This window comes from Candidatus Neomarinimicrobiota bacterium, from assembly GCA_030743815.1.
Taxonomy (GTDB): domain Bacteria; phylum Fidelibacterota; class Marinisomatia; order Marinisomatales; family S15-B10; genus UBA2146.
In genome coordinates this window covers 1-6,913 of sequence record JASLRT010000022.1, presented here as the reverse complement: position 1 = coordinate 6,913, position 6,913 = coordinate 1, and the positions used below count along the sequence as shown (strand labels likewise).

Sequence of the window (6,913 nt, the reverse complement as noted above, 5' to 3'; positions counted from 1 at the left end):
GGTGCGATATCCGCAATATGCATCGGCACGAAGAAAGGCGAGACAGTCCGGGGTCCGCGACTGATGAGCCGGGCAATCTGTGTCTCCAGGGTTTTGAGACCGCCAACACCTGATCCGATGACAGCCCCGAACCTGTCCATGTTTTCGATACCATCCTCGAGACCGGCATCTTTGATAGCCTCATCGGCAGCTACAAGGGCAAAGATAGTAAAATCGTCAAGGCGATTAAGTAACTTCTTATCAATATACGCCTCCTTCTCGAAATTCTTGACTTCACCACCAATCTTCACCGGGAAGTCAGTGGTGTCGAATTTCGTGACAGTATCGATACCGCTCTTGCCGGAAGTCAGGGACTTCCAGAAAAGACGTGTCCCCACGCCGACAGGAGACACTACGCCCATGCCGGTGACGACAACCCGACGTTTCATTCTAGCTAATTAGCGTGAGAGTCGATATAGTCTACAACTGATTGCACTGTGGTGAGATTTTCGGCTTCCTCATCAGGGATCTCAAGGCCGAATTCCTCTTCCAGCTGCATCACGAGTTCTACTGTATCGAGAGAATCTGCACCCAGATCATCCACAAATGAAGCTTCAGAAGTGATTTTGCTCTCCTCCACCCCCAGCTTGTCCATTATGACTTCCTTGACTTTTTCGAAATTGGACATCCATTACCTCCTTTACATATAGAGTCCACCATTTACAGAAATGGTCTGCCCGGTAATGTATCCCGCTTCATCTGAGGCGATAAAGCTGACTAACTGAGCTACATCATCGGGACTTCCGATCCGCTGTAACGGGATTTGATTTATGAGTTCGTTCTTTACGTCTTCAGACAGTTGTTCTGTCATGTCTGTTTCAATGTATCCCGGAGCAATAGCATTGACTGTTATGTTCCGAGATGCAAGTTCTTTTGCCGCTGATTTAGTCAGGCCTATGGCTCCTGCTTTGGACGCAGCGTAGTTGGACTGACCGGCATTGCCTGCAATCCCCACTAAGGAGGTTATGTTGATGATTCTTCCAAAACGATTCTTCATCATGAAAGGTGTAACTGCTTTGATGCCGTTGAAATAGCCCTTCAGATTTACATCGAGGACTGAATCCCAGTCTGTTTCACTCATCCGCAGGATCAGTTTGTCACGGGTGATGCCGGCATTATTGACAAGAATATGGATCGCGCCAAAATGTTCAACTGCCTGTTTAACGGCAGTGCTGAAGGCTGAAGCATCGGATGTATCCAGCGGTGTCGCCAGTGCTTCGCCGCCAGCATCAGTGATTTCATTGACCACTTTATCCAGATCGGCCGCGGTCCGGCTGGCACAAACGACTTTCACATCCTGATTACCGAACAGGTAAGCGACTGCCTTACCGATGCCTCTGGATGCTCCGGTGACGAAAGCTACACGGCTGTCATTCTCAGGCATGGACCGGCTCCGTAATATCCGCAAGCGACCGCACTCCCGCTGTCTTAAGGGCACGATCGATATTACGATTCAGTCCCTGCAGGACGCGACCCGGACCGACCTCCACAAAACTGTCACATCCCGCACTTACGAGTGTCTTCACAATCTCCAGCCATCGCACTGGATGATCGAGCTGATCTATCAGGTTCTGGCGAATAGTCTCCGGATCGGTCACCGGTTCTGCGCTGACATTCATTACGACCGGGAAAACCGGTTCCGTCAATCTTACGTCTCTCAAAGTTTCGCGCATAATCTCCTTGGCCGGTGTCATAAGAGGTGAATGAAAGGCACCGCTTACGTTGAGTTCTACGACTTTCAATGCGCCTGCTTCCCTGGCAAGCTTCATAGCATCACTGACAGCGCTCACAGCGCCTGAAATTACAACCTGATTCGGAGAATTGAAATTAGCGGGTTGAACAACGCCAATATCGATCTTGCGGCATAATTCGACCACATTCTCAGGTGACAGACCGATGATTGCAGCCATGGCACCGGGATTGGTTATGCCGGCTTCTTGCATCGCTTTACCCCTGATTTTGACGAGCTTTAATCCTTCCGTAAAAGAAAATGCAGCGGCAGTCGCCAGTGCTGAATACTCCCCCAGGCTGTGTCCAGCCGCAAAACTTAGGGAGTAACCAGCCTTCAGCATCAGTTCTGACAGAATAGTGCTGACGATGTAGATAGCTGGCTGGGTGAATTCTGTCTGACGCAATATCTCTTCCGGTCCTCTGAATGAGAGAGATGCAATATCTGTCCCCATAATTTCGTTCGCTTCTTCAAAACGTCTCTTGCCGAGCTGAGAATGTTCGAAAAGTTCGAGTCCCATGCCGACTTTTTGTGAGCCCTGTCCTGGGAAGAGAAAGGAGGTCTTGCTCATGTGCAATTATCCCATTTTATCAGGATACTTCCCCAGGTATATCCGGCGCCAAACGCTGCCAGCACAACGTAATCTCCGGCTGAGATTCTTCCAGTTTCAGCGGCCTCGGCGAGAGCTATGGGAATGGTTCCCGCTGTTGTGTTTGCACAATGTTTGATGTTGATGAGCACCTGCTCCGGGGCTAACCCCAGTCTCTCTGCACAGGAATCGATTATCCGCTTGTTTGCTTGGTGGGGAACGAAAAGCCGAATATTTTCAGCTTTGATCTCGTTTCGGTTCATCAGTTCAGAGGTGGCATCCGCCATACCTCTGACAGCAGATTTGAATACTTCCCGCCCTTCCTGTGTTACATAGTGAAGCCGCTTATTGACCGTATCATGCGAGGCGGGATGTTGACTGCCACCGGCAGGCATTTTTAAAAAATTGGCGCCTGCTCCATCAGTGTAAAGAAGAGAGTCTACAATTCCACGGTCGTTAGTGGACGGTTCAAGCAGAACACCACCAGCACCATCGCCAAAAAGAACACATGTTTCCCGGTCTTCATAGTTGATAATGGAGCTCATGGTGTCAGCGCCGATTACCACTATTTTCTGATATTTTCCTGATTCGACCAGTTTGGATCCTGACTCGATTGCAAAGAGAAATCCTGAACAAGCCGCTGAAAGGTCGAATCCCCAAGCATTTTTAGCGCCAATGCGATCCTGAATTAGTGCCGCCGTGGAAGGGAGTGGCATATCCGGCGTTACGGTTCCAACGATAATGACGTCAAGTTCTTCAGCAGATATTCCTCGTTTCTTGAGGAGCTGTTCGGTAACCCGAGTGCACATATCCGACGTAGCTTCGCCGTCAGAGACAATTCGCCGCTCAGAAATACCTGTCCTCGAGACGATCCACTCGTCAGATGTATCCACCATTTTTTCCAAATCAGCATTAGTCAGTATGCGCTTAGGAAGATACTTTGCGACGGCTGTAATAGTAGATCTCATCGTTTCATTGATGACTTAACCGGTAGAGTTTGAGAGGGATACGGTGGCAGAAATGTCTTTTCTGATTGATTCGACAAGCCCTTCTTGAACCGATTTCTTAGCAGTGAGGATAGCGTTCTTGATGGCACGCGCCGGTGAGGCTCCGTGACACACAATACATACCCCGTTCACGCCGAGAAGGGGGACGCCACCATATTCTTCGTATTCGTATTTCGCCATGACCGAGGAAAAGATGTCCATGAATAGTTCCTTCTCTTCTTCCGATTTTGCACGCCTGTTCAGTTCTTCCGAAACGTCTCTGTGCACATGACCGATCCATCCTTCGGCAAATTTCACTACATTATTGCCTACAAATCCATCACAGACTACAACATCTACATTGCCATCCAACATATATCGGCTCTCTATGTTGCCGCAGAAAGTTGGGAGATTCTCATCTAGAATCTTGTGGGCTTCCAGGTAGACCTCTTGGCCCTTGGTCTCCTCAGCGCCGATATTCAGAAGTCCTACCACCGGTTCCGTCACACCATGTACGTGCTTCATGTATTCTGAAGCCATGATAGCGAACTGGTAGAGATGTACCGGTTTAACTTCCACATTTGCGCCCGCATCGCAAAGAATTAGTCCCCGCTGTGGGGTAGGGAAGTAGACGCCAAGGGCGGGGCGGTGCACACCCTCGATTCTTCCCAGCAACAAGAGTGCGGTCGACAGGATGGCACCAGTACTTCCTGCACTGACGAACGCATCCGCGCGCCCATCTTTTAGAAGCTGCATCCCAGCAACAATCGAAGAGTCGGGCTTCGATTTTACAACCTGTGCCGGCTTGTCAGTCATGTCCACCACTTCAGTGGTTGGGAAAAGTGTTATCTTTCCGTTACGCAGATTACTGTTTTCCAGCTCATTGTTGATTTGTGTCTCTTTTCCTGTGAGAATCAGATTGAGATCGCCGTCGCTTTCCTTAAGCGACATGACGGCGCCTTCCACCACAGCCTGCGGTGCACAGTCGCCTCCCATGGCGTCAACGATGATTCTCACTGGGTACCTTAGCTTGAGGGTGGAGTGACTACCGGGCGACCCCGGTAATAGCCACAGTTTGGACAGGCGCGGTGCGGCATCTTAGGCTGATTGCACTGGGGACATGTGTGAAGTGTGGGACTTTTCGTCTTCCAGTGAGTCCGGCGTTTTTTGCTGCGTGCTTTTGAATGTTTCCTTTTAGGTAGTGCCATTTCAATCCTCCATATTGGAAAAATCTATTGTTTTGAGGACAGACCACCGTTCATCAATTTCAGTTTCCTGACAGTCACATTTACTACTGTTCAAGTTGATACCGCACGATGGACATAACCCTTTACAATCTTCTTTGCAGATCTTTTTCATAGGACGCTCGAGCACTAAGGCGTCCTGGATGGCTGGACCGAAGTCAAATTCGTTCTGGTTGTGTGGAAAAAGATAGGTATTCAACCCATCTGTTCTGTCCGATTGATAATCATTTTCCGTAATCATCAACTCAAATGCCGATTCAACATTTATCTCGTAAGGGACAAGACATCTGTCGCAAATCTCCCGCAAGCGTGCCGAAGCGGTGCCGTCAATCTTAAAATCTGATCTTACCGGTTGAATCTTCAGGCGAACAGATACCTCTCCCGATACTATCTCCAATTCTGCCAGAGGTAAATCTTCGTTTTTTACTCGGACGGAAAGTCTTCCAGATGGCTTTATCAGTTCTGATCGTTTTACCTTCATTTTTCGAACTTTCAAATTACCCCTCATTTTGGCTGTGAGTCAAGCAATCACTTTCCCTCTGAAATATGCGGTGATAGCAAGTAAAAAAGAAAGGGGCCGGAGCCCCTTTCTGAAGCAGGTTAAATAATCTGTGAAGTCGGTCAGACGTTAAGTCTGGTCACCCTCTTCCTCTGAATCTTTTGATTCATCCTCATCAGTTTCTTCAGACTCGTCTTCAGGCTTCCATTCAAAATCATCTTCTTCCAGTTCCAGTTCTTCTTCGTCTTTTCTTTCCAGGAGGTTTTCATCATCAGTCTTCTTTCTGAAGATAACCACGGCAATCGTCTGTGCTACAACCTCTATGCAAGAGGCGTAAGCGACAACCGTTGCCACTATCAGGAACAGGGAGACAGCCACAAAGAATGCGCCGATATATTCAAATGTTCCGAGAGACGCCTCAGCCACCGGTACATCCAGTGGACACCAGCCGCCCGCGTAACATCCGAGGCACCACGCCACGACTGTTTTTGGGCCGAGGACAATATCGGTGGCCCACCCGACGATGTTTTGCAGCTTTGAGCCCATCAGCAGACTGTGTCCGAATACAGTATTGATTAAATGATAGCCCGTGTGCATGAACCAGCCGAAGACCCAGAGCCCCGCATAGACAAGGGCGTAAGTCAGGGGTAAATAGAGTAGAACCCGCCACGGCTGGGACCACGTGATAGAGTAGTTCTGAAATACTGCACCCATAGTATCCTCTTCCATAGTGCCAACAATGGCGTGCGTGAAGAAGATGGAAACGCAGAAAACGGCGGCTGTATAGACGACAAATACCGATCCGAAAAACCAGAGCAGATAAGGGATGCCGAAAAAGAGTTCCCCAAGGTATGGTATCTTGCCTATGAGAGCAAAGATGGCGGCGAACACGACGAAAAACAGTGCAATCACCGCGATGGAAAGATGTGTGAAGACAGGGGCGTGCCAGTGCTTTTTCACATATTTCCATGCGTCAGAGGAAGAGTAAAATTCATCCCCCTTAAGTTGCTTGTAGGTGACACGCGCCACGGCTGTGTCTCCCAGAACGATGGCTGCCAGCAAGGCCAACACGCCGACTACCCATAGCGCCCATGCGAACCCGTTGGCTGCGTTACCTGCCAGGCACGGATAGAGTCCGTATTGCTGCCACATCGCGTTAAAAGTGAATCCCGCAGCGAGAAACGAAAGGTAAGTGAGAACCCAGTAAGTCACATATCCCGTGAGGAGTGCTTGAAGCATAATCCAAATCTTCTTCCCGCCGAGTGCCAGACGAGGGGCCCGGAAAATGTCACGTACATCAAAGTAGATCTTCATTGGTTCCATCAGGAAACCCTCCTTGACTATTATTGATCGGCCCGCACGTGGTCGACCCACGCTGCGTAGCCCGTTACAGTTTTCAAGACAGTTACGGCTTCTTGCGCCTCCGCGACGGAATTGAAGGCTCCGATACGTACACGATACCATACCTCATCTGTCTCTTCGAAATATGCTTTTTGTACATAGGCATCAAAGCCGATGTTCTGAAGTTCTATCATCTGCTTTTCAGCCTCTTCCAGCGTAGGCCAGGAAGCCACCTGAATAGTGACACGGCCTTCAATTTTGGGAATCTTGTCTATGCGGAGTGGCGCCGGAGGTGTATCTATTGATCGAACTGGAGCCGATTCCTCCGCAACAATGGTTTCAATCTCGCCACCAACCGCCTCTTCCTCAATCTCTACGTCACCTGTTTTGATGATCTCTTCTCTTCCTATCTCCACATTCTCGGTCATCTCAACTTCTTCATTTCCAGCGGAAGTTTCACCGGCAATCTCATCCGTAAGAACGGCT

Annotated in this window: 10 protein-coding genes; all 10 read right to left on the bottom strand. The window is 49.3% G+C overall.

Annotated elements, in window-relative coordinates; all coding sequences use genetic code 11:
* Positions 1–428, bottom strand: a 428-nt coding sequence (locus tag QF669_01905) for a beta-ketoacyl synthase N-terminal-like domain-containing protein (protein MDP6456199.1), incomplete at its 3' end; no start/stop codon positions are given.
* Between the two features lie 5 nt (positions 429–433).
* Positions 434–667 carry an acyl carrier protein gene (gene acpP, locus QF669_01900; protein MDP6456198.1) on the bottom strand — a complete coding sequence of 78 codons (234 nt, stop codon included), beginning with the start codon at positions 665–667 and terminating at the stop codon, positions 434–436.
* Between the two features lie 12 nt (positions 668–679).
* Entirely contained in the window at positions 680–1,423 is a 744-nt protein-coding gene (fabG, locus tag QF669_01895) for a 3-oxoacyl-[acyl-carrier-protein] reductase (GenBank protein ID MDP6456197.1), read from the bottom strand.
* The gene (fabD, locus tag QF669_01890) at positions 1,416–2,339 is read right to left on the bottom strand and encodes an ACP S-malonyltransferase (protein ID MDP6456196.1); all 924 of its coding nucleotides are present in this window, start codon (positions 2,337–2,339) and stop codon (positions 1,416–1,418) included. The genes fabG and fabD overlap by 8 nt, the downstream gene beginning before the upstream one ends.
* Positions 2,336–3,325 carry a beta-ketoacyl-ACP synthase III gene (locus tag QF669_01885; protein MDP6456195.1) on the bottom strand — a complete coding sequence of 330 codons (990 nt, stop codon included), beginning with the start codon at positions 3,323–3,325 and terminating at the stop codon, positions 2,336–2,338. Before QF669_01885 ends, fabD begins: the two co-directional genes overlap by 4 nt.
* Before the next feature lie 15 nt (positions 3,326–3,340).
* On the bottom strand, positions 3,341–4,360 hold the full coding sequence (plsX, locus tag QF669_01880; GenBank protein ID MDP6456194.1) for a phosphate acyltransferase PlsX: 1,020 nt from the start codon (positions 4,358–4,360) through the stop codon (positions 3,341–3,343).
* An 8-nt stretch (positions 4,361–4,368) separates the two neighbouring features.
* Entirely contained in the window at positions 4,369–4,551 is a 183-nt protein-coding gene (rpmF, locus tag QF669_01875; protein MDP6456193.1) for a 50S ribosomal protein L32, read from the bottom strand.
* Between the two features lies 1 nt (position 4,552).
* Complete coding sequence (locus QF669_01870; GenBank protein MDP6456192.1) at positions 4,553–5,083, bottom strand: DUF177 domain-containing protein; 531 nt, start codon at positions 5,081–5,083, stop codon at positions 4,553–4,555.
* Between the two features lie 132 nt (positions 5,084–5,215).
* Positions 5,216–6,409 (bottom strand): hypothetical protein, encoded by a 1,194-nt coding sequence (locus QF669_01865; GenBank protein MDP6456191.1) that lies wholly within the window; start codon positions 6,407–6,409, stop codon positions 5,216–5,218.
* Between the two features lie 20 nt (positions 6,410–6,429).
* The coding region (locus QF669_01860) for an SPOR domain-containing protein (GenBank protein MDP6456190.1) at positions 6,430–6,913 on the bottom strand (484 nt) is incomplete at its 5' end.